Source organism: Yersinia aleksiciae (genome assembly GCF_001047675.1).
Taxonomy (GTDB): Bacteria; Pseudomonadota; Gammaproteobacteria; order Enterobacterales; family Enterobacteriaceae; genus Yersinia; species Yersinia aleksiciae.
In genome coordinates this window covers 1,558,550-1,579,296 of the sequence record NZ_CP011975.1, presented here as the reverse complement: position 1 = coordinate 1,579,296, position 20,747 = coordinate 1,558,550, and the positions used below count along the sequence as shown (strand labels likewise).

The window sequence follows — 20,747 nt, the reverse complement described above, 5'->3', positions numbered from 1 at the left end:
CGACAGGCAAATATAACAGGAGATTACTGATGATTACTCTGCGCAAGTTACCGATAGCACTGGCTGTTGCCGCTGGTGTTCTTTCCACTCAAGCCATGGCAGTTGATTTCCACGGGTACGCTCGTTCTGGTATCGGTTGGACGGGAAGCGGTGGCGAACAACAATGTTTCAAAGCGACAGGTGCTCAAAGCAAATACCGTTTGGGTAACGAGTGTGAAACTTATGCGGAACTTAAATTAGGTCAGGAGTTGTGGAAAGAGGGCGATAAGAGCTTCTACTTCGATTCCAACGTGGCGTATTCCGTTTCACAACGCGATGACTGGGAATCGACGACACCCGCATTCCGCGAAGCTAACGTGCAGGGTAAAAATCTGATTGAAGCATTGCCTGGCGCTAACATGTGGGCCGGTAAACGTTTCTATCAACGTCATGACGTCCATATGATTGACTTCTACTACTGGGATATTTCTGGCCCAGGTGCCGGTTTAGAGGCTATTGATCTGGGCTTCGGTAAATTATCAGTGGCAGCAACCCGTAACTCAGAAGCGGGGGGGTCAAGTGCCTGGATCGACAATCAACAAAAATTTGCTGATCAAACCATTAATGATGTGTACGACGTGCGTTTAGCCGGTTTAGAAACTAACCCAGGCGGCACCTTGGAGTTTGGTGTGGATTACGGCCGCGCTAATACCCAGGATGGTTATGCATTAGCACAAGATGCCTCGAAAGATGGCGTGATGCTGACCACTGAACATACCCAAAGCATGATGGGTGGCTTTAACAAATTTGTTATTCAGTATGCTACTGACTCCATGACCTCCTATAACAGCGGCCATTCACAAGGGACATCGGTGAATAATAACGGCCATATGCTGCGTATCATTGACCACGGTGCCATCAATCTGGCTGAGAAGTGGGACATGATGTATGTCGCGTTATACCAAGATACAGATTGGGACAACAACAATGGCACCACTTGGTACAGCGTGGGTGTGCGCCCAATGTACAAATGGACGCCAATCATGAGTACTTTGCTGGAAGCGGGCTACGACAATGTTAAGTCACAACATACCGGCGAGCGTAACGGCCAGTACAAACTGACCTTGGCACAACAATGGCAGGCAGGCGATAGCATCTGGTCACGTCCGGCAATCCGCGTCTTCGCAACTTATGCCAACTGGGATGAGAAGTGGGGCTACAACGATACCACTGGCGTCGCGCAAAACGGCACCATCGATACTAACAGCCGTGGCAAGAGCAACGAAGTCACCTTCGGTGCGCAATTCGAAGCTTGGTGGTAACAGAAGTGGGGCAGCCGTCCTTTGGGGCGGTTGTTCTATTTTGACTCCCGTTTTTAACAAGATAAGTCTATATACCCGTCATACCTCAAGTTGCAGCCAACGCACATGCAGCGCGAAGTATGAAGGGTAAATTGGTTAACTCTGCCAACCTTGCCTGTGCACAGTTAGCGCGACGCTCAATGTATGAGGGTATAACAATGAAAAAAAATCTGCTGACACTCTGTCTGGCATTGGCTTTGGGGGTCACCGCACCTCTGGCAGTGCAAGCTGACTCAACCATTTCTCCGGCGAATGTCTCTATCGCCCCGACGATCAGTACCGCCACATTACAGCAGTTGCCATGGCAGCCATTAGTGCCACCGGCGACACAAGACATCAAACTGACGGCTGCCAGCCCACAAATCTCGCAAGGGAATATTGAGGGGGCGGTTGCTGCCTTTGCACTGCCTGCCGATCGTGGATCGATGGAGATCACCCTTAACAGCTTAGTGACCGATAACCAGCTGTTCTCCCCTAGCGTATTGGTGCTCGACGAGCAAATGCGCCCGGCCGCTTACTATCCTTCCAGCTATTTCACCTATGAAAAAGCGGGCATCATGACCAGCGACCGCCTGCAAGGGGTGATGAAACTGACGCCTGCGCTGGGCCAGAAACAAATTTATCTGCTGGTGTATACCACTCGCGAAGATCTGGCAAAAACCACCAAACTGCTTGATCCAGCCAAAGCTTACGCCATGGGCGTGGGTAACGCGGTGCCAGATATTCCAGACCCCATTGCCAAGCATATGCCAACGGGTAACCTGAAAATTAAAGCCACTGCCGAGCAAGGCATGGGTAACGTCATGATTGGCTTAATTCAGTCAGCACCGGCTTCGGCCCCGGTCGTGGTGGGCAGTGCTGCTCAACCCGCAGCGGTAGCGGCACCTGCACCGGCAAAACCAACAGAACCGATGCTGAGCGAGACTGAAAACTACTTCAACCAAGCGATTAAAGACGCGGTGAAAGCCGGTGATGTCGATAAGGCGCTGAAATTGTTGAACGAGGCGGAACATTTGGGCTCAACTTCAGCCCGAAAAACCTTTATTGGTAGTGTAAAAGGCAAGGGTTAAATCCCGGCACTGCCGAGTATGGCTAGATGGTTGGTGCGTTTCGACGCACCTTTTTTTATTGGGATATATGAGCGGCTACTGCGCGTCGTCATACTGAGCTTGTGCAGTACCCGAACTCCTCCGCTCTAATACTCCGTAATACACGCTGCTATATATATTTATTCTGCTTAATTATCAGATCAAGTTACTTAATAATTTATTAAAATGACAAAGATAAAAGAGGATCTACAAGGTCATTAATTGGGCCAGCGCAGTTATTATAAATTGAGTGACGGAAAGCTATTTCAAACAATCATTATTATTAATCAATTTAATTATAAGGAACTGATTGATGTTGCAGAAAACTCAACTTTATTCATGGACTCCGCCGCAATCCTCCCCTTTAATGCAAACTTGGTCGACTCCGATTGAAGAAGATAATCTTTCGTTATTAACCATGAGTTCTATCATGGCTCAATGTACGTCCCTGCAGGAAGAGAGAATATTGCCGTTAAAAATAACGGCAAGAGATCATGTCGTATTGGAAAAAATGGCAAAGGAGCTGCCCAATGTCAGCTCTACTTCAGATCCCGTATTTCGTCAGGCGATGAAGTTAATTGATCGTTCCAGAGAAATGGATCAACAGACGTGGGCGCAGCAATTTCCAGACATCAGTGACGCCCGTATAGGGAGAATTGTAGATTTCTATCTACAACTCTATGATGTAAAAGATATATTTCTTGCCGATGGCTTGGATTATTTATCGCGCTTAAGGCCCGGGTTAACGGCCAACCAAGGGTATGAAAAAGCACGCGTTATTAGTCTGGAACGGGAAATCTTTTTTAAGTTATCCCAAAAAAACCAGACACTATCCACAGAGGAAAAACTCACCCCACTCGGCGCTCTGAGCCTTGCCTGGTGGCTACATCGAGAGGGACAGCCTAAGTTGGCTGAATTATCTGCTGTAATTTATCGGCCTGAAAATAAAGAGATCAGGATTCAGGCGGCGATACTTTATAACCATTCCCATTATGGAAATCGTTATGGTGAAATAGCGGCGGTTTCCACAGCGGATTTTAACGATTGGGGAATCAACCAAATGGATGCGCCAGAGCTGCCTATTTCCAGAGCGGTCAGCGCGTTAAGGGTGATACATGAAGGGATGGATGCTCCGCCGTCCATATTGCAATCATCCGGGGGTTATCTTGCCAATAGATTTGCGCCGAAAAATGCCCAGGGGAGATACCTGAAAATTCAATCGTTAAGTTTGGAAGAGTTGATGTCAATCGGATCTGGTGAGACTGACTTTAGCCAGCAGGATTGCACTCAAATTTTCGATTCTCAATCTGCCGTAGGTAGTTTGGCATTTTCACTTAGAGCCACACTCAAGTTACATTATCAATTGCAAGGCAACACCCTTGATGAATTAGAAGATAAGAATACTGAGCAGTTGTATGACTTATTAAATAAGGAAGAACAGCAGTTGCATCAGGTGGGTGGCGCGCACTACAGCCCGATGGCTATCTTCTTATCTCATTTCAGCCAATCTAATGAAGTCGAGTTTTTGACCTTAGAGCAAGCGGCAAAGATATTCAAACTCAATACCGAACTCACTGATTTCTCCTATTTATCTAAACCAGAACAGCTCACTATTAATATATTAAAACAAATTGCAGACAATATTATTGGTAATACAGCTATTGATATAGAGCATGAAAGGTTTGAGTTGGGGCTTAAAATGTTGGCTGAAATTTTTGAGCCTAACCATCCGTTATACAAGTTGGCACACCACGGACGTTATAAAACCGAGCAAGAAAAAATAGAGCGGCAATTAGATTATCTCGATATGCGTTTGGCCTATCGCCATCCTCCAGCCCTGTTTGATGAAAATCAGGCGATAAGAGAGATTCTGAAAGAGAAAGGGGTAAGAAATATTGAGACTTCCAGGCGATATATTTACCGCCAGGATCCTCAATATGGCTATTCACAGAAGGAAAACGACTCACCCGTTGAGGAATTTAAACGGCGTCGCAATGCAAGCAATCACTTTGTCGCTAATATGTCTGTGCTCGGTAACGACGGTAGGCTGATTAACGTTATTGATACATTAGAGGCGAAAAAAACCGCATATAACAGCAAGATAAAATCTCATCCGGCTATTTTGGCCCAGGCAATTAAGTTATTAATTGATGAAGGTCAGCGGCCAGAGGGTCGTGTGCTGCAAGATAAAATCAATGCTCTTGCCAAAGACTATCGGCCAGAGTCTGAGAGCTCGCGTTTTTGGGGCAATGCCTGGTCATCATTGGAGAGGCATTGGGTCTGTCAACTGCCCGTACCTAACCCCATGTGTACTATCTCCAGCGTTGAGGGGCCGCGCTATCGCAACGAAAAGGAAAAGATGGCGGCAGGGATGATCACAATGCTGATGGCGACTAGCCAATTCAAGGGAATGGAGCGGGGGGTAAAACTGATAAAAAACCCTCCGCAGGGCGGAAAACCCTCGGGTTCTTTAGCGCCAACGCCACAACCTGCCATAACCCCCCGTTTACCGGCTGGGGAAGGCGAAATGATCTCGTCTGGAACGAAGGTTGAAGCGCAACGGATTGAGTTGACTGATCCACAAGCCCCTGATGGAGTACGTGAAGCTTGGGTGCGGCAGGGGGGCAGCGGCGTTTATTGGGAAGTTGATTCAGTCACCGGTAAATACTTGGGCGTTGTCCTAAAACATGGTCCGACATTTATCCAGCAGGGTCGATTACCGGGGGGCGGACCCTCTTTCTCAAAAACGTCGAATCCTGAATTTAACCCTGTCATTAAATTAGGTAAAAAAATTGGCAGCGGATTAATGGGAGATGTTTATGTTGATGCCAATAACCCCGGTTTTGTTTTAAAGAGACTGCCTAAACGAAATAGGGAATTAATAAACGAAGTCTTCGCTCAAGGGGTGGAGCTTTTTAATCGATACTACGGCGAAGGCGCAGCTGAAATAGTTGAGCAGAATAATCAATCTTATATAAGAATGTACCGAGTGCCAGGGAAAACCCTGAAAGAGATTAATTCAAAAATATTCCCGAAAGATGCAAGGGAGAGATTTTTACGCATGATGGACGATTTAGGTCATTACAATATAGTCCATAATGATATGAATATTAATAATGTATTATATGACAAAAAAACCAATACTTTTTATCCTATTGATTTTGATGATACTGAAGAGGGCTATTTTTCAGCACGAGATCCAAACAACGACACTCAATTTGTGGGAAAAGGAATGCAGGTTGAAGATATCCTTGAACATATTGATATGTACACGCGCAATTAGGATATGAGTTCAGTGTGGTGGTCATAAAAAGTAAGCTGATGTCGCTGGAGACCCAATCTGCGCTACAATGGCTCCCTATTTACGAATCAGCGGGGATAGATTTTTATCCCCGGTAGGGAGCGAGTCGCATGCCCACCGGCGATGCATCAATTTTAAAACCTATCCAATGGTATGCCATTGAGCAACCAAATCTTCCCACTGACATCGCTGACTGGCTGATGGAGTTGGGATCTATGACCCGGCGTTTTGAACAGCATTGCCAGCGGGTACACGTCGAACCGCAACGGGAATGCTTTATTACGCGCAGTGAGTTAGGTGAAGATGCAGAGCATTTACCCGTAAGCGAACGCTATTGGCTGCGGGAAATCATTTTGTGTGGTGATAATGAACCCTGGCTACTGGGTCGCACGGTGATCCCCGAGGAGACCCTGTCCGGCCCTGACCGCGCGCTGGTGGATTTAGGCACACTGCCGCTTGGGCGCTATCTATTTGGTGGCAATAATTTAACCCGGGATTATATCCAAGTGGGGCGACAAGATGTACTTTGGGCGCGCCGATCGTTGCTGCGCCTATCTGGCAAGCCCTTGTTACTGACTGAAGTTTTTTTACCGGCCTCGCCGCTTTATTCGGTTTCAGCCGGTTGATGTGGCGGTGAGATTTAGGAGATGGATAAATTGAAGGGAAGTATTGTTCAGAGCAAATGGCTGGCCTATTGCCGTTTGATGCGTATTGATAAACCTATTGGCTCATTACTGTTGTTGTGGCCGACCCTTTGGGCATTATGGTTGGCGGGGCAAGGCATTCCTGAGACGCGAATATTGATCGTCTTTGTCTTAGGGGTGTTTTTCATGCGTGCGGCCGGTTGTGTGGTCAATGATTATGCTGACCGACATATTGATGGCTTTGTGAAACGCACGGCGTCCCGACCCTTACCCAGCGGCCTGATCAGTGAGAAAGAGAGCAAAATCCTATTCGTCGTCTTGGTGCTGCTCTCGTTTGGTTTGGTTTTAACCCTCAATCTTATGACCATTGGGTTGTCGTTGGCTGCACTGGCTCTGGCCTGGGTTTATCCGTTTATGAAGCGGGTCACCCATCTGCCACAGGTGGTTTTAGGCGCAGCCTTTGGGTGGTCAATCCCCATGGGTTTTGCTGCGGTCAGCGAAAGTTTACCGCTGGTTTGCTGGCTGCTATTACTGGCCAATATCTGCTGGACCGTCGCTTACGACACGCAATACGCCATGGTTGATCGTGATGACGATCTAAAAATTGGCGTGAAATCCACCGCCATTTTATTTGGTCAGCATGACAAGTTGATCATCGGTTTGCTGCAACTGGCTACGCTGGTGTTGCTGGTTGCCATAGGCTGGTTGATGAATCTGGGCGGGGCATTTTACTGGTCAATCTTGCTGGCAGGGGCGCTGTTTGTTCATCAACAGAAGATGATTGCCGGGCGTGAGCGGGATGCCTGTTTCCGTGCGTTCTTGAATAATAATTATGTGGGATTGGTGCTGTTTTTAGGCATTCTCATCAACTACTTGTAAATAATGGGCAAGACGGTAAAAAAAATGGCCAGACGATAAATCTGGCCACTCTTATTTTTGCGCTGAAGGATTAATCTTCCGATTTATCCTCTGCCTCAGGTTCCGGCCGTGGGTTGCTGGTTTCCGCTGGCATACTGACGCTTTCAATGGTCAGCTTCACTTCTGGCGTCATCAAGGCGCTCAGCATGTTATACACTTCCAGCGTATGGGCTTGAACCGCATCACCGCTATCACTGATATACCCCTCTTCACGCAAGGTACCGACCAGCGTTGAAAAGACCGCTTTATCGAAGAACTCCGGTGCGTTAATCCCATGCAGCACGGACAAACGCTGCGCCATGATGCGACTCTCTTTCTCCAGCGCCCCACGGTTGATACTTGGGTTGGCACTGAGGAGCGACAGCGTAATCGCGTAGCGTTGTAGTGTCTCGCGCACACCGGCGGCCAATAATTGCAGCGGACGAATACGGGCCGGATTCAGCACCAATTCGTTCCCTTTATCGCAAATCAGCTGCTGGCGAGCCAGTTCATCAATCAACGTATCCAGCGTCTGCGGTAACTGCTCTTTGCTGTAATGCAGGAACAGTTCCGCTTTCAACATCGGATAAATCATGCTGATTTGCCGCAACAACTCGGCGCGGGTAATACGTCGGTGGTACATCACCATACTGGCAATCAGTGACGGCAACATCAGCAAGTGCTGGATATTATTGCGATAGTAGGTCATCAGCACGGCTTGTTCCCGTGGCAGGATAATAATGTCACCGATATTGTCTTTCTCTACCTCGAACTTATTCATATTCAAGGCGTGATTCAGTAACTCTTCCGGCGTTTTATCCGGCACGGTGACATCTTTCGCATAAGGCACATTGCGCATCAGTTGCAGGTAGCAATCGAGTTGCTCGAGCAGTTGCTCGCGGGTCAGTGAGCGCTGACGTGAAGCTAACAACGCGGTAGAACAGAGGTTCATGGCATTAGCTGCCGCCGCATTGTTGATTCTGACCATGATCTTACCAGCCAAATCATTCACCGCTGGCGTCAACCAACTCGGGCGCTGGGCTTCAATCGGATCGATAGCATCCCGCCATTGCGGTACATTGGTGTTCAGGTAGGTGGTCAGCGGGATCGGCTCACCAAAATTGACGTAGCCCTGGCCGAGATTACGCAACTTGCGCAGGCCACGTAACATCTGCAACAGGTTCTCTTTCTCTTTGGTCGCGCCACGCAGCTCTTTGGCGTAAGTGCCCACTTCCATCACATGCTCGTAGCCAATATAAATCGGCACCAAGGTGATTGGGCGCGAGCCACCACGCAACATGGCCTGAATGGTCATCGACAGCGTGCCGGTTTTTGGCTCCAGCAGACGGCCAGTTCGTGAACGGCCCCCTTCCACAAAGTATTCCACCGAATAACCACGGGTAAACAGCTCGCCCAGATATTCACGGAACACCGTTGAGTAGAGTTTGTTGCCCTTAAAGGTACGGCGGATAAAGAACGCACCCAAACGGCGGAAAATCGGGCCAGCAGGCCAGAAGTTAAGGTTAATACCCGCCGCAATATGTGGCGGCACCAGACCCTGATGATAGAGCACGTAGGAGAGCAGCAGGTAATCCATATGGCTGCGATGGCAAGGCACATAGACGATCTCATGACCATCTTGCGCCAACTGCCGCACGCGCTCAGCATTATGGACGTTAATACCCTGATACAGACGGTTCCACGTCCAGCTCAATACCCGGTCGGACAGACGCACGGCTTCATAAGAGAAGTCCGCTGCAATCTCTTCCATCAGCGTAATGGCGTTCTGCTGCGCTTTCTCATGGGAGATTTTCTTGGTCCGCGCTTCATCAGCCACGGCTTTTTCAATCGCCTTGGAGGTTAACAGCTTCTGGAACAGATCCTGACGGGCTGGCAGGCTTGGGCCGACTGCCGCCAAGCGCTGACGTGAGAAGTGCATCCGCGCCACGCGCGCCAGCTTATGGGCGATGGTTTTATCGGTGCCGTGTTCGCTGGCCATACGGCGCAGTGAGACTGTGGTCGAGAAACGCACAAAGCTATCGCGCCCCAGCCACAAGACGGCAAAGAATTTCTGTATGCCGTTTAGCACGCGGAGATGCGGCGTACCATGGCCCTCACGCCCCGGTGAGCGGCCAAACATCACAGAAACCGGCAGCATCTGGATATCCAGCGCCGGATTATTGCGATGCAGATCCAGATAATCGTGGAAGAGTTTTACCGACTCCTGTTTAGGCGCGTAATAGCGAAAGACCCGCGGGCCATTGTCGATAAACACATGGCTGGGAAGCAGCACGCCATCGATCTCCAATGGAATCAATGGATCGGGCAGATCCAGCGCCTGACACTGCGCTCGCAAAGTCAGTAAATCAGCCTTAGAATTGTAAGGCAAAACGTACAGAATAGGACGAGTCGGGTCTAACCCTAACTCAGTCACAGGATCTGCCGGAATAACCTTGCTTTTTACCAACAATTTAAGTGGTAAATTCAACAACTTATAATATATTTTACGCCAACCTGACATAACTACATGAAGCCTCTTGTTAGCAATTCATCGCAAGGATACCAGAAACTGGTTTTTAGATCTGTGGTGATGAGACAACAGAAAGCGGTAAAAATCATCATCTACTTAAGATAAAGGCAATAAAACATGGCGAATCAAGTAACAGGATTAACTCGGATCTATAAAGCAGCGGGTTATTCTGCGAAAGGCTTAAGCGCAGCCTGGAAGAATGAAGCGGCTTTTCGCCAAGAAACTGTCGCTGCCATCATTGCTATCATACTGGCGTTTTGGCTGGATATAGATGTTATAACCCGCATTTTATTAATTGGCAGTGTTGTTTTAGTGATAATTATTGAAGTTATCAATAGTGCGATTGAGGCCGTGGTAGACCGGATCGGCAGTGAGTTCCATGAGCTTTCAGGGCGAGCGAAAGATATGGGTTCCGCCGCTGTATTTTTAGCTGTTTTGTTAGCCATTTTCGTCTGGGTAACCGCACTTTGGCACCATTTCGGATAATGTTATCGTGAATAGCAGGGCAGTGAGTTAACAACAGGACACAAATAAGCTGTGATTAATCCCTGTTTTTATTCACTCTTTGGTTCCCAACGCCCGCTTACCTGTATATACTCACAGCAAGACTGTATAAACAAACAGGGGGCGGAATGAAAGCACTTACTACCAGACAGCAAGAGGTTTATGACCTGGTTCGCGATCACTTAGCGCAAACCGGCATGCCACCGACCCGTGCCGAAATTGCGCAGCGTCTGGGGTTTCGCTCTCCTAACGCCGCTGAAGAGCATTTAAAAGCACTGGCCCGTAAGGGTGTGATTGAGATTGTCTCTGGCGCTTCCCGTGGCATTCGTTTGCTGATGGAAGAAGAGGATGGCCTGCCACTGATTGGACGGGTTGCCGCAGGTGAACCCCTGCTGGCACAGCAACATATCGAAGGGCACTATAAAGTCGATCCATCGATGTTTAAGCCAAGCGCAGATTTTCTGTTGCGAGTTAATGGGATGTCGATGAGAGATATCGGTATTCTGGATGGCGACTTACTGGCGGTACACAAAACGCAGGATGTGCGGAACGGCCAAGTGGTTGTTGCCCGCATCGATGATGAAGTAACGGTAAAACGCCTGAAAAAACAGGGTAATATCGTGCAGCTTCTGCCAGAGAATAGCGAGTTCCAGCCGATTGTTGTCGATCTGCGCGAACAAAGCTTCACCATTGAAGGATTGGCCGTTGGCGTCATCCGTAATGGCGACTGGATCTGATTCTAGTGTCACCAATATACCCTTCGAGCTAGGAGGGTATATTCGCCATCCCCCACCAAATCGCTTAATTATATTTAGATTGAGAACATTCCGACCATTCGCTATTACCCTCTGTTTTCGCTAAATATTATTAGTGCTTATTTTTACTTTCCCACCACCAATCCAGTGATTAATACTGGCCCAACTTTAATTATCAGTCTCATCTGCTATAGTTATTCCTACGATAAACATTGTGATGATATTTAAATAAGTGATGACTGTGAATGGTCAAATTTAAATAATGTCGCTATTTATAAATAGTGAATGTTTATCGTACTAAATAAACTGACTAATCCCAAGGTAACGGAGATATCATGAATAAAGATCAAGCTGACGGTAACTGGAAGCAGTTTAAAGGTAAAGTGAAAGAGAAATGGGGCAAGCTGACCGACGATGACCTTAAGGTGATTGAAGGTAAGCGTGACCAGCTGGTAGGGAAAATCCAGGAGAAATACGGCTATCAGAAAGAGCAAGCCGAGAAAGAAGTTAAAGCCTGGGAAGAACACAGTAAATATCACTGGTAATAGCCGCGTTAAATGGAATTAAATTGATATCGATATAAATTACACGGGTCTCTCTTTAAATTGTATGCTTATTATTAAATTTATATTTTATTGGTGGTTGCTTAATTACCATGAATGAGATAGCCATCTTTAATAGAAGGCATTATACAAGACTGAGTATTTATATCGATGCGACACAAGGAAGTGTCTTATTTTTTAATAATTAATTATTATCCTGCCGCCTTACGGGCGACAGTCTATTTATTATCGGTAGGGTGCTATTTCTTTTTGGTCACAATCGAGTGGTCGTGATCGCAATGATCATGGCTTTCACAAGCTTCAACCACCCCGCACTCAGCACATAACCCATGGGCTTCAACCACACTATGACGCAGTGTAAAACCTGACTGTTTGGCTAATTGCGCCAGCGCTTCTTCAATACCCACAGTGGTGCGTTCTGTCACTATCTTGCAGCGATCGCAGATAAATAGCGCCGAAGTATGGGTTGGCTCTTCAAAATGATGGCACAGCACATAGCTGTTCGCTGATTCAACACGGTGAATAAAACCTTGCTCTAGTAAAAAATCCAATGCGCGATAAACGGTCGGCGGTTTAGCCTGAGGCTCAGAAATGCGCAGCAAATCCAATAAATCATACGCGCTGATTGCGCCTGGCTGTTGCGCCATTAAGCGTAATACTTCAAGACGTTGCGGTGTCAGCCGGACGTTTCGTTGTTGGCACAAGCTTTCAGCTTGAGCCAACAGTTTTTCCTGATTGATAGGGTTCATCATATACATCCCGCAGCAGTCGAATTGAACTGATTTTACCATATTTACTGTTAATCGCCGATAGATGAAAAGGCGAGGGGAAGGTGGCTATCACAATTCTGGCATATCACCGCCGTCACCGACTTGGTTATCACGTTATGACCTCACCCTCATAGGGCTCCACCATCACACCAGCAGCCATGGCAAGGTTCTATGGTACAATCGCGAGTTCCATCCCTTTGTATTGTTCACTCAGTGAACAAATCAATGGATAATAGATGCAGTAATAACAGATGAAATCACAGTAAATGCACGAAGCTCAGATATTTTCCAGCACTCAGGCCACTAAGCCACCATACCCCCTACAGCGTTTCTCCGTCGCGCCGATGCTCGACTGGACAGATCGCCATTGCCGCTATTTTCATCGTTTGTTAACCAAACAAACGTTGCTCTATACCGAGATGGTCACTACAGGGGCCATTATTCATGGTAAAGGCGACTATCTGGCTTATAGTGAGCAGGATCATCCCGTCGCGCTGCAACTCGGTGGTAGCGACCCGCAGGCATTAGCGCATTGTGCCAAACAGGCTGAACTGCGCGGCTACAATGAAATAAATCTGAATGTAGGTTGCCCCTCTGACCGCGTGCAAAATGGTCGTTTTGGTGCCTGCTTAATGGCTGAGGCCAATCTGGTGGCTGATTGCATTAAGGCGATGCGTGACGTGGTTTCTATTCCGGTAACGGTGAAAACCCGTATTGGAATTGACCAACTGGATAGCTATGAGTTTTTGTGCGAATTCGTGCAAACCGTCGCTGAACAGGGCGAGTGTGATATTTTCACCATCCATGCGCGAAAAGCCTGGCTCTCAGGGCTTAGCCCGAAAGAGAACCGCGAAGTGCCGCCACTGGATTATGAGCGGGTTTATCAGCTCAAACGTGATTTCCCTGCGCTGACCATCGCCATTAACGGCGGGGTGAAAACGCTGGCTGAAGCCAAAGAGCATCTCAAACACCTTGATGGGGTGATGATGGGGCGCGAAGCCTACCAAAACCCAAGTATTTTGACGCAAGTGGATCGCGAGTTGTTTGATTCGAAGGCTCCGGTAGTCGATAGCGTTAGGGCGATTGAAGCGCTTTATCCTTATATCGAGCAGGAGTTGTCACGGGGTGCCTATCTCGGCCACATCACCCGCCATATTCTGGGTATTTTCCAAGGCATTCCCGGCGCACGTCAGTGGCGTCGCCATCTCAGTGAAAATGCGCATAAGCCTGGTGCAGATGTCTCGGTCGTCGAGCAGGCATTGGCGCTGGTCACTCGTCCACAGTAAAATTCACTATAAATTAGTCAAATCGACCATGCCTACCGATTGCTTTGGTAGGCAGTGGCTAACTTATCGATAATAAATTCAATGTATTAGCTAGCATCACTAATTTGGCACGTTTCTTGTAATACTCTTGCTAAAACCCCTGTCGGTACCGTGATATTTGACGATGTGGCGCGTGGGAAATAAATAATGAGTGAGGAGTCTGCCATGTTTGAAATTCTTTTCGTGATCGGTTTTTTCATTATGTTGATGGTGACCGGTATTTCCCTACTAGGGATATTTGCAGCTTTGCTGGTTGCGGCGGCTTTTATGATGGTAGGTGGGTTATTCGTTATGATGATTAAGCTGTTGCCATGGCTGGTTCTGGCTGTCGTCGTCGTCTGGCTCTGGCGTTCGATGCAGAAACCGACCGTCAGGCGTTACTAAAATTTTACTTTCTTGCGGCAGCGATCACAGCCTGAAAGTTTAGTCGGACGAATCTGAGGGAAAACGTATTTTTTCTCCAAGGTGCTTGCTAGGATGCTACGCAATACGATTTGGTATTACATTTTCATCCCTGCCAGAGGTAAAAATAGCCGTATAAACGGCAGTTAGTTCTGGTGGAATACTCTGCTGTACCCCTACATGTGCATCAAAGAAAATAGTGTAACCGGGGCCTCTTGTTATCAGAGGCCCCGGTTATTACTTTCACGGTGATACTAGCGAGAAGAATATCCGTTTTAACAGGGCGCTAAGTATTAATATCAAAGATTAGAAAAAAATCGTTCATAGTTAGCGATGATATAAGCCATTTGTGAATCAAATGCTTCTTTAGCTATTTTTTTCTCATCATCATTTTCGCACTGTTTTTTGATATCAAAAAAACTCTGTTGCATTAATTGAACCGTAACATCCATAGATTTTTGGAATGCGGATAAATTATTGTTTTCACCATAATTTTCTAATAGAAGATCAAATTTTTCATCAGCAAAATCTCTTAATAATTGAAACTCTAAGTTATTGATTTTACAGTCGCTGTAGATGCTTTTTAATAATGAATCTATATTTCTACTACTTTCTGTATTACTCATAATTAAATCCTTATAAAATATAATGAGTGAGCGTATACAAATATTACGTTTTGAGGGTATATATTTATTTATGTAGTTGCAATTAGGATGTATTGAATAATGGTCTGAAAATAATAGAAAGTGATTTTTTTAATAAATTAAAACTAAAATAATGGATAGTAATATTTAGCTATCCATTATCGGAGGTTGCAATTAAGGGATCAGCAAGCTGGATCCCGTGGTCTGGCGGCTTTCTAATATCTCATGGGCACGACGAGCATCCCGCAGTGGGAATTGTTGGTTTTTAGCCACATCAACATTAATTGCGCCACTGATAATCAGTGAGAATAGCTCCTGACTGGCACTTTCCAGCTCTTGCCGATTGGTCACATACACATTGAGTGATGGGCGGGTCACGTAGAGCGCGCCTTTTTGGTTCAGTATAGCAAGGTCAACCCCTGTCACTGGGCCGGAGGCATTGCCGAAGCTGACCAGTAAACCTCGGCGCTTAAGGCTGTTGAGTGAATCCAGCCAAGTGCTTTTCCCCACCGAGTCATACACCACGCCCACTTTTTCGCCATGGGTCAGTTCAGCCACCCGCTCGGCGATATTTTCTGTGCGGTAGTTAATCGTCGCCCAAGCCCCCGCGGCTTTGGCTAATTTGGCTTTTTCATCCGAGCCAACACTACCAATCAGTTTTGCGCCCAGTGCTTTCGCCCATTGGCAGGCAATGAGTCCGACACCACCTGCTGCCGCGTGGAATAAGAACACTTCACCGGGTTTGATTTCATGGGTCTGACGCAATAAATATTGGACTGTCAGCCCCTTAAGGAATGAGGCTGCCGCTTGTTCGAAAGAGATCTGCTCAGGGAGCAAGGCAATTCTCTCCGCTGCCACATTATGTACTTCGCTGTAAGCGCCGAGAGCTGACTGAGCGTAGACCACTCGATCCCCCACTTTTAGGGTGTTGACCGATGAACCCACTTTCACGATAACGCCAGCCGCCTCTGTTCCCAAGCCGCTCGGAAAATGGGGTGGCGAATAAAGCCCGCTGCGGACATAAGTATCAATATAGTTAATGCCGATCGCTTTGTTCTCTACCTGAACTTCATCAGCAGCGGGATCTGTTGGTGTAAAATCAAGGTATTGCAACACTTCAGGCCCGCCAGTGGTGGTAAATTGAATATGCTTTGCCATAGTAGTTCCTCGATGTAGATGTGTTTTCACCCTACAGGGTTCTGTGTGGGTAGCCAAGATCTGGCTCAGACCGATAAGTGATAGGTAATTCATCATTCGCACTCAGTGCTTGAAGTGGCAGCATTCACTCAGCAAAAAACTGCTCAGCATCTGACCGATTTGTCATTCATTTACCACCTACCTGCAACTCCAATTGCTTTGGGTATATACTAGGTCGCTATATTTTCTATTCGTCATTTTTCTATTCGCAACAAAGGTAAAGAACACTCTTCATGGCCGCCAAAAAACCAACCAACAATATGACAGAGCCACGAGATCGCCAGATGGAAGGGCTGAAGCTGCCGCCTCATTCGCTGGAGGCAGAGCAGTCCGTGTTGGGCGGTTTGATGCTGGATAACGAGCGCTGGGATAACGTGTCAGAACGTGTCGCCAGTAATGACTTTTTCAGCCGCCCGCATCGTCGGATCTTTACTGAAATGCAACGTTTGCTGGAAAACAGCAAGCCGATCGACCTGATCACCTTGTCTGAGTCACTGGAGCAAAAGGGCGATTTAGATTCAGTCGGGGGTTTTGCCTATTTGGCAGAGCTCTCCAAAAATACGCCAAGTGCAGCGAATATCGGTGCTTATGCTGATATTGTGCGCGAACGTGCCGTCGTCCGTGAGATGATCTCTGTCGCCAATGAGATCGCCGATGCCGGTTACGATCCCCAAGGGCGTAGCAGTGAAGACCTGCTGGATCTGGCGGAATCCAAAGTTTTCCAAATTGCCGAAAGTCGTGCCAGCAAAGATGAAGGGCCGAAAAGTGTCGATCAAATCCTCGAAGCCACTGTCGCACGAATTGAGCAGCTCTATCAGCGCCCTCATGATGGTGTCACCGGTGTTTCAACCGGCTTTACCGATTTGGATAAAAAGACCGCTGGCTTGCAGAAATCAGATTTGATTATTGTCGCGGCGCGTCCATCGATGGGTAAAACCACCTTTGCGATGAACTTATGCGAAAATGCCGCGATGATGCAGGAAAAGCCGGTATTGATCTTCAGTTTGGAGATGCCCGGCGACCAGATCATGATGCGTATGTTGGCCTCGCTGTCACATGTCGATCAGACCCGCATCCGTACCGGTCAGCTCGATGATGAGGATTGGGCGCGTATCTCCAGCACCATGGGGATATTGATGGAAAAGCGCAACATGTACATCGATGATTCCTCTGGCCTGACACCCACTGAAGTGCGCTCCCGTGCGCGGCGTATCTTCCGTGAGCATGGTGGCTTAAGCCTGATCATGATCGACTACCTGCAATTGATGAGGGTGCCGTCGCTGTCGGATAACCGCACCTTGGAAATCGCTGAAATATCACGCTCCCTCAAAGCCTTAGCCAAGGAGCTGCAAGTGCCGGTGGTGGCACTGTCGCAGCTTAACCGTAGTTTGGAGCAGCGCGCCGATAAACGGCCAGTTAACTCCGACTTACGTGAATCCGGATCTATCGAGCAGGATGCTGACTTAATCATGTTTATCTACCGTGATGAGGTTTATCACGAGAACAGTGATGAGAAAGGGATCGCACAAATTATTTTGGGTAAACAGCGTAACGGCCCGATCGGTTCTGTTCGACTGAAGTTTAATGGTCAATGGTCGCGTTTCGATAACTATGCGGGTCCGCAATACGACGACGAATAATATCCCCTCATACTTTAAGCCGTAGGTTTGTTAGCTTGCGGCCTATCTGCAACTCCAATGACTTTGGGCATAACATCTACTAAGGATAAGAAATGAAAGCGGCAACCGCAGTAATTGACCGCCGCGCTCTGCGACATAACCTGCAACAGGTTCGGCGCATGGCGCCGCAAAGCCGCCTGATTGCTGTTGTGAAGGCAAACGCTTATGGCCACGGGTTATTAGAAATAGCGCATACCTTGCAGGATGCCGATTGCTATGGCGTCGCGCGGATCGGGGAAGCCCTGATGCTGCGCTCCGGCGGAATTGTAAAACCGATTTTGCTGCTGGAGGGCTTCTTTGCCGCCGAAGACCTGCCGATTCTGGTGGCGAACCGCATTGAAACGGCGATTCACAGTATTGAGCAACTGGAAGCGCTGGAAGCCGCCGATCTTCCTGCCCCCATCACTGTTTGGATGAAACTGGATACCGGGATGCACCGTCTGGGCGTGCGCCCTGAACACGCGGAAGCTTTTTATCAGCGCTTGAGTGCATGTCGTAATGTCATTCAGCCAGTCAATATTATGAGTCACTTTAGTCGCGCGGATGAGCCACAAGTGGAGACCACGCGTCAGCAACTTGCCTGTTTTGATGCCTTCGCGGCCGATAAGCCCGGTAAGCAATCTATTGCCGCATCCGGTGGTATCTTGCTGTGGCCAGAAGCGCACCGTGACTGGGTTCGCCCAGGGATCATTTTGTACGGCGTTTCGCCGCTGGATGAACCCTACGCCAGCCATTTCAATTTATTACCGGCTATGGCATTAAAATCCAGCCTGATTGCGGTGCGTGAGCATAAAGCCGGTGAGCCGGTGGGTTATGGCGGCACTTGGGTCAGTGAGCGAGATACACGCTTGGGTGTGGTGGCGATGGGTTACGGCGACGGTTATCCCCGTAGCGCTCCCTCAGGTACACCGATGTGGGTCAATGGCCGCGAAGTGTGCATTGTCGGCCGGGTTTCCATGGATATGATTTCTGTCGATCTCGGGCCAGATGCCCACGACAAAGTGGGCGATGAAGTGCTGTTGTGGGGGGCCGAATTGCCCGTCGAGAAAATCGCGGCCTGCACCGGTATCAGCGCCTATGAATTGATCACTAAGCTGACCTCCCGCGTAGCGATGGAATATCTGGGTGAATAAGGTATAAGGGTAGAGATAATTATTATTGATACAGGAGAGCAGCGCCGTGTTCCAGAATGTTGACGCCTATGCAGGTGATCCCATCCTTTCGCTGATGGAAAGTTTTAAAGCCGACGACCGGGCCCATAAAGTCAATTTGAGCATCGGGCTTTATTACAACGAGCAAGGTGAAATCCCGCAAATGCAGGCGGTGGACATCGCTGAAGCTCAGTTGAATGCTCAGCCACACGGAACACCGGTGTATTTGCCGATGGAAGGTTTACAATCCTACCGTATTGCCATTCAGCAGTTACTTTTTGGTAGCGACCATCCGATGCTGGCTCAGCAACGGGTCGCGACGATCCAAACTGTAGGCGGTTCTGGCGCACTGAAAGTGGGTGCTGATTTCCTTCATCACTATTTCCCTGATTCGCAGGTGTGGGTCAGTGATCCCACTTGGGAAAATCATGTCGCTATTTTCGGTGGCGCAGGTTTTCAGGTGAATACTTATCCCTACTTTGATGATAAGAAACTGGGCGTAAAATTCGACCAAATGCTGGCAACATTGCAGCAATTACCTGCCAGAAGCATCGTGTTGCTACATCCATGCTGCCATAACCCGACGGGTTCTGATCTGACGGATGGGCAATGGGATCAGGTTATTGACGTGGCGAAAGCGCGGGATCTGATTCCGTTCCTCGATATCGCCTATCAAGGTTTTGGTGCCGGGTTGAACGAAGATGCCTACGCCATTCGCGCAATGGCAGCAGCAGAGTTGCCGTGTCTGGTGAGTAACTCCTTCTCCAAAATCTTCTCCCTGTATAACGAGCGGGTCGGTGGCCTGTCCGTGGTGTGCGAAAGTGAAGAGGCGGCTGGCCGCGTATTGGGGCAACTGAAAGCCACGGTGCGCCGTAACTACTCTAGCCCGCCAAACTTTGGTGCGCAGGTGGTTTCGAGAGTGCTGCATGACAGTGAATTGCGCACGAAATGGCAGGCCGAGGTGGAACAGATGCGGCTGCGGATTATTGAAATGCGCAGCACATTGGTACAAGCCTTAAAAGCCTCGCTACCCCATCGCAATTTTGACTATTTGCTGCAACAGCGCGGTATGTTCAGCTACACCGGTTTTAGCGAGGCACAGGTTGATCGCCTACGCGAAGAGTTTGGTGTCTATCTGATTGCCAGCGGCAGGATGTGCATGGCGGGCGTCAATCACAGCAATGTCCAGCGAGTTGCTACCGCTTTTGCTGCCGTACAGTAATTGAGTTATCAAGGCGCAGTCATTGCGCCTTTTTCTTTTATTTTTTCTGCCAATTTTCCGCCACTTACCCCCATCTTCTGCCTATTTTGCCTCAGGCGAATGGCTGTAAATTGATTAAAGAATATACTAATAATGTGGCTGACTCAGGCCAAATGATCATTCATCGCTCACAGTAAATCTATAGTTAGAGGTGCAAGCTAGCATTTCAGCTGATCGCTGTATCGATGGATTGAATGCTTTTATGGAGCAAATAACTTATGAGGCCCTTTCGCGAGACGGCATGGGCCCATTACAGGAGATAACCCAATGAATAATTCCGCATTATTGGAATACTGCATGTCCAAGCCGGGGGCTGAGCAGAGTGACCATGAGGCGTGGCAGGTCAATCAGATTAAAGTCGGGGACGTGATGTTTGCCATGGTGGGTGAGACGAAAGGGCGCCCCTCTATTTCATTGAAAACCAGCCCAGAATTGGCCGAGAGCTTACGGGAGCAACATCCGGAGATCGTGCCGAGTGAACACTTGAATAAAGCGCACTGGAACACGGTGTTTCTGGATGGCGAGTTACCCAATTCGCAGTTTTATTCGTTGATTGATCGCTCTTATCAGTTGGTATTGCAGGGGTTGCCGGAGCAAAGACGCCAGGCACTGGTGATTTAAGAATATCCCTTCGCACTTGAAGCTGCAGGGGCGCGCTGCCTACCTGCAACTCCAATGACTTTGGGGATAATTGGG

18 protein-coding genes are annotated in these 20,747 nt (G+C 48.2%); 14 read left to right on the top strand and 4 right to left on the bottom strand.

From position 1 onward, the window contains the following. Nucleotides 1-29 precede the first annotated feature (29 nt). The 5 genes from ACZ76_RS07270 (at nt 30) to ubiA (ending at nt 7,252) form a co-directional block, all read left to right on the top strand. Nucleotides 30-1,301, top strand: a complete 1,272-nt coding sequence (locus ACZ76_RS07270; protein ID WP_048618131.1) for a maltoporin — start codon at nt 30-32, stop codon at nt 1,299-1,301. A gap of 197 nt (nt 1,302-1,498) precedes the next feature. Continuing rightward, nucleotides 1,499-2,410 (top strand): maltose operon protein MalM, encoded by a 912-nt coding sequence (gene malM / locus ACZ76_RS07265; protein WP_048618129.1) that lies wholly within the window; start codon nt 1,499-1,501, stop codon nt 2,408-2,410. A 331-nt stretch (nt 2,411-2,741) separates the two neighbouring features. After that, on the top strand, nt 2,742-5,711 hold the full coding sequence (locus ACZ76_RS07260) for an OspG family effector kinase (protein ID WP_053082172.1): 2,970 nt from the start codon (nt 2,742-2,744) through the stop codon (nt 5,709-5,711). A gap of 128 nt (nt 5,712-5,839) precedes the next feature. Beyond that, nucleotides 5,840-6,355, top strand: a complete 516-nt coding sequence (gene ubiC, locus ACZ76_RS07255; protein ID WP_048618127.1) for a chorismate lyase — start codon at nt 5,840-5,842, stop codon at nt 6,353-6,355. A 30-nt stretch (nt 6,356-6,385) separates the two neighbouring features. After that, nucleotides 6,386-7,252: a 4-hydroxybenzoate octaprenyltransferase gene (gene ubiA, locus ACZ76_RS07250; RefSeq protein ID WP_048620228.1), complete on the top strand. Its 867-nt coding sequence runs from the start codon at nt 6,386-6,388 to the stop codon at nt 7,250-7,252. 70 nt (nt 7,253-7,322) lie between these two features. On the opposite strand, the gene plsB is transcribed toward ubiA, so the two are convergent. Continuing rightward, nucleotides 7,323-9,791 carry a glycerol-3-phosphate 1-O-acyltransferase PlsB gene (gene plsB, locus ACZ76_RS07245; RefSeq protein ID WP_048618125.1) on the bottom strand — a complete coding sequence of 823 codons (2,469 nt, stop codon included), beginning with the start codon at nt 9,789-9,791 and terminating at the stop codon, nt 7,323-7,325. A 126-nt stretch (nt 9,792-9,917) separates the two neighbouring features. Here plsB and ACZ76_RS07240 point away from each other — a divergent pair, with 126 nt between their 5' ends. From ACZ76_RS07240 to ACZ76_RS07230, 3 genes are all read left to right on the top strand, one after another. Next, nucleotides 9,918-10,286, top strand: a complete 369-nt coding sequence (locus tag ACZ76_RS07240; protein ID WP_048618123.1) for a diacylglycerol kinase — start codon at nt 9,918-9,920, stop codon at nt 10,284-10,286. A 146-nt stretch (nt 10,287-10,432) separates the two neighbouring features. Further along, nucleotides 10,433-11,041: a transcriptional repressor LexA gene (lexA, locus tag ACZ76_RS07235; RefSeq protein ID WP_004704739.1), complete on the top strand. Its 609-nt coding sequence runs from the start codon at nt 10,433-10,435 to the stop codon at nt 11,039-11,041. A gap of 353 nt (nt 11,042-11,394) precedes the next feature. After that, nucleotides 11,395-11,604 carry a CsbD family protein gene (locus ACZ76_RS07230; RefSeq protein ID WP_048618120.1) on the top strand — a complete coding sequence of 70 codons (210 nt, stop codon included), beginning with the start codon at nt 11,395-11,397 and terminating at the stop codon, nt 11,602-11,604. Nucleotides 11,605-11,861: 257 nt separating this feature from the next. Here ACZ76_RS07230 and zur read toward each other — a convergent pair whose 3' ends face one another. Further along, nucleotides 11,862-12,371, bottom strand: a complete 510-nt coding sequence (gene zur / locus ACZ76_RS07225) for a zinc uptake transcriptional repressor Zur (protein ID WP_048618118.1) — start codon at nt 12,369-12,371, stop codon at nt 11,862-11,864. Nucleotides 12,372-12,658: 287 nt separating this feature from the next. Between zur and dusA the strand changes: the two genes are divergently transcribed. Continuing rightward, entirely contained in the window at nt 12,659-13,678 is a 1,020-nt protein-coding gene (gene dusA, locus ACZ76_RS07220; protein ID WP_048618116.1) for a tRNA dihydrouridine(20/20a) synthase DusA, read from the top strand. A 204-nt stretch (nt 13,679-13,882) separates the two neighbouring features. Further along, complete coding sequence (gene pspG / locus ACZ76_RS07215; protein ID WP_048618114.1) at nt 13,883-14,101, top strand: envelope stress response protein PspG; 219 nt, start codon at nt 13,883-13,885, stop codon at nt 14,099-14,101. A gap of 317 nt (nt 14,102-14,418) precedes the next feature. On the opposite strand, the gene ACZ76_RS07210 is transcribed toward pspG, so the two are convergent. Then, a complete protein-coding gene (locus tag ACZ76_RS07210; RefSeq protein WP_048618112.1) occupies nt 14,419-14,745 on the bottom strand; it encodes a hypothetical protein in 327 nt (108 codons plus the stop codon). A gap of 192 nt (nt 14,746-14,937) precedes the next feature. Further along, complete coding sequence (locus tag ACZ76_RS07205; protein WP_048618110.1) at nt 14,938-15,921, bottom strand: quinone oxidoreductase; 984 nt, start codon at nt 15,919-15,921, stop codon at nt 14,938-14,940. A gap of 272 nt (nt 15,922-16,193) precedes the next feature. Between ACZ76_RS07205 and dnaB the strand changes: the two genes are divergently transcribed. From dnaB to ACZ76_RS07185, 4 genes are all read left to right on the top strand, one after another. Beyond that, the gene (gene dnaB, locus ACZ76_RS07200) at nt 16,194-17,600 is read left to right on the top strand and encodes a replicative DNA helicase (RefSeq protein WP_005191462.1); all 1,407 of its coding nucleotides are present in this window, start codon (nt 16,194-16,196) and stop codon (nt 17,598-17,600) included. Between the two features lie 92 nt (nt 17,601-17,692). Further along, the gene (gene alr / locus ACZ76_RS07195) at nt 17,693-18,772 is read left to right on the top strand and encodes an alanine racemase (RefSeq protein WP_048618105.1); all 1,080 of its coding nucleotides are present in this window, start codon (nt 17,693-17,695) and stop codon (nt 18,770-18,772) included. 46 nt (nt 18,773-18,818) lie between these two features. Next, nucleotides 18,819-20,012 (top strand): amino acid aminotransferase, encoded by a 1,194-nt coding sequence (locus tag ACZ76_RS07190; RefSeq protein ID WP_048618103.1) that lies wholly within the window; start codon nt 18,819-18,821, stop codon nt 20,010-20,012. Between the two features lie 306 nt (nt 20,013-20,318). After that, nucleotides 20,319-20,672 carry an MmcQ/YjbR family DNA-binding protein gene (locus tag ACZ76_RS07185; protein WP_048618101.1) on the top strand — a complete coding sequence of 118 codons (354 nt, stop codon included), beginning with the start codon at nt 20,319-20,321 and terminating at the stop codon, nt 20,670-20,672. The last annotated feature ends 75 nt before the right edge of the window (nt 20,673-20,747 follow it).